General features: G+C 39.4%; 4 protein-coding genes. All 4 read left to right on the top strand.

Translation table 11 applies throughout. The features are described from left to right. Nucleotides 1-202 precede the first annotated feature (202 nt). The 4 genes from LXF01_RS17475 to LXF01_RS17490 all read left to right on the top strand — a co-directional run bounded on the left by LXF01_RS17475 (nucleotide 203) and on the right by LXF01_RS17490 (nucleotide 2,052). Nucleotides 203-499, top strand: a complete 297-nt coding sequence (locus LXF01_RS17475; protein WP_108619725.1) for a hypothetical protein — start codon at nucleotides 203-205, stop codon at nucleotides 497-499. After that, on the top strand, nucleotides 496-654 hold the full coding sequence (locus LXF01_RS17480; RefSeq protein ID WP_171304669.1) for a hypothetical protein: 159 nt from the start codon (nucleotides 496-498) through the stop codon (nucleotides 652-654). The genes LXF01_RS17475 and LXF01_RS17480 overlap by 4 nt, the downstream gene beginning before the upstream one ends. Continuing rightward, a complete protein-coding gene (locus LXF01_RS17485) occupies nucleotides 651-944 on the top strand; it encodes a hypothetical protein (RefSeq protein ID WP_108619726.1) in 294 nt (97 codons plus the stop codon). Before LXF01_RS17480 ends, LXF01_RS17485 begins: the two co-directional genes overlap by 4 nt. 85 nt (nucleotides 945-1,029) lie before the next feature. Next, on the top strand, nucleotides 1,030-2,052 hold the full coding sequence (locus LXF01_RS17490) for a protein rep (RefSeq protein WP_233945594.1): 1,023 nt from the start codon (nucleotides 1,030-1,032) through the stop codon (nucleotides 2,050-2,052). Nucleotides 2,053-2,252 lie beyond the last annotated feature (200 nt).

Raw genomic sequence — 2,252 nt, forward strand, 5'->3', positions numbered from 1 at the left:
AAAACCTTCCCTTCCTGATTACAGCTCCCCTTGGATTTCTAAGCGGGAGCTTTTAGCAATCCCGCAGGGTTGCGTCACAGTGAAACATTGAAACAGTGAAACATTGTTTCAATGACACACTTATTTGCATATTTTTCAATAATGATTTATAAATGATTCATAGGTAAATTTTTTAAAAAACTATCCATGAATAGGGGCTGATATGCCAAATCCACTTGATGTAGTCCTTGGAAATATCCTTGGTTCAGAACAAACAAGACCTGATCAAAAGGCTGTTTCGTTCCGTATTGATTTTAATAACTATGTGAAGCTCTCTGCTTTGCAAAGTATTACGCCTAAAGGTGTTAGCCGGAATCAACTTTTAAACGATCTCTTAGCTGTTGCTCTTGATCAAGTTGAGTCGTCGTTGCCTGATGGTGCTTCTGATGCTTATGAAGCAGCAGTTGCGCATCACGAAGAAGGTTTAACCATGCTTTTAGAACAGGAAGGCCATTTATGATTTTAAGTAATACGCCTATGGCATCACTGGAAGAAGCTACAGCTTATTTCAAGAAGGTTCTTGAAGAACATTTAGAAAAGAAACGTTCAATTACTTTATTTGCTATCGCTGTTGTCGATGGCCGTTTAAAAGTCGTAGAGGGATTACCACAATGATCAAATTAGAAGGAATCGTCTTAAACGTATTTACCCAGCAAGGCGGCAAAGATAAAAAAACAGGTGATCAATTTGCTGACCGTGACAAGGTGCAAATTTTAGGTGCTATGGATCTGCCTAACGGTGACGTAAAAAATGAATTATTTACGTTATCTGTAGAAAACTATCGGGACTTTAAAGACTTCCTAAATAAGAAAATCTGTATTGCTGTTGGTGCAATGGCAAGCGGTCGAAATGTTATTTTTTACGTTGCTAAAGGCGCACAGCCTGTTTTAGCAGAAACAATGTGAAACATGAAAAAAAACAGTGAGTTAGCCTTGGCTTCTCGCTGTTTTTTCTTTCTCTTGATACTATTGATTAACTAGGGGACAAAAATTGCTTAAAAAAGACAATAAAAAAGCCCATATTTCGGACACTTTGGCGGGTGATGAAATACAGGCTTTGCAATCTGCTAAGGCAGATCAACATAGGGATAGAATAACACGTTTTGGAATTTTGAAACATAGAGCGAAACTACAAGAACAATATTTGTGGACGCAGGTTGATTTCAAGTCAGAAGGTGAAAATGATCTATCCAATAAGGCTCTTAAGGCTGCAACTAAATTAAAGGGTTGTGGTCAATTTCTGCTGTTCCATAATTACTACACGATAGACCAAGTTAAACTTGCTAAGGCACACTATTGCTCTCAGCACTTGTTATGTCCTATGTGCGCTGGTGTTAGGGCTGCTAAGTCCATGAGCCGATATGTTCAGCGTATTGAAGAATTAATGCGCCAGAATCGCCATTTAAAGCCCGTCCTGATCACTTTAACTGTAAAGAATGGCCCTGACCTACAAGAACGCTTCAAGCACCTTAGAGCGTCATTTAGAACGCTTTTAGATCGTTATAACGATTACAAGAAAAAAGGTCGTGGTTTTAATCAGTTTTGTAAAATTGATGGCGCTTTTTATTCAACTGAATATACATACAATCCAAAAACTAAAGAATGGCATCCTCATATTCATATTTTTGCTTTACTTAATGAATGGATAGACCAGGAAGAATTGTCCGAAACTTGGCATGATATTACCCTGGATTCTTATATCGTCGATATTCGTAGAGTTAAAAAAACTAAAGAACACGGCTATAGCAAGGCTGTTGCTGAGGTATGTAAATATGCCCTTAAGTTTAGTGATCTCTCACTGGAGAATACTTGGGAAGCATATCTTTCTTTGAAAGGTAACAGGCTGACTGGCTGTTTTGGTTCTATGTATGGTGTCAAGTTACCTGAAAAACTTACTGATGATCTACCTCTTGATGATCTTCCATATTTGGAGCTGCTCTATCGTTTCGTATTCGATAAGAAATCTTATTACAACCTAGAAATAACAAAAGATGTGAAGCCAAAGGCTGACTAAATCTGACAACGACGATGGAGGAGCTGCGACGACTGAGGAGGCGGAAGATAAGCAAGCCTACCCTGTAGCCACAGGACTTGTAAGGGGTTCGACCCCTTAGACCCCAAAGGGCGCACTTATGCAAACTTTTCAAGTTCGCCAGTGCTCCCGCCAGTAGCAGAGGGCGCGGAGTGCGCCCGAACTGACACCATCTAAATTTT

The sequence above is a fragment of the Acinetobacter sp. SH20PTE14 genome (assembly GCF_021391555.1).
In the GTDB taxonomy this organism is placed as follows: domain Bacteria; phylum Pseudomonadota; class Gammaproteobacteria; order Pseudomonadales; family Moraxellaceae; genus Acinetobacter; species Acinetobacter amyesii.

Excerpts from the sequence above, each read along its gene's own strand:
- LXF01_RS17485 (WP_108619726.1), top strand. The coding sequence starts at position 651 with ATGATCAAATTAGAAGGAATCGTCTTAAACGTATTTACCCAGCAAGGC.
- LXF01_RS17480 (WP_171304669.1), top strand. The coding sequence starts at position 496 with ATGATTTTAAGTAATACGCCTATGGCATCACTGGAAGAAGCTACAGCT.
- LXF01_RS17475 (WP_108619725.1), top strand. The coding sequence starts at position 203 with ATGCCAAATCCACTTGATGTAGTCCTTGGAAATATCCTTGGTTCAGAA.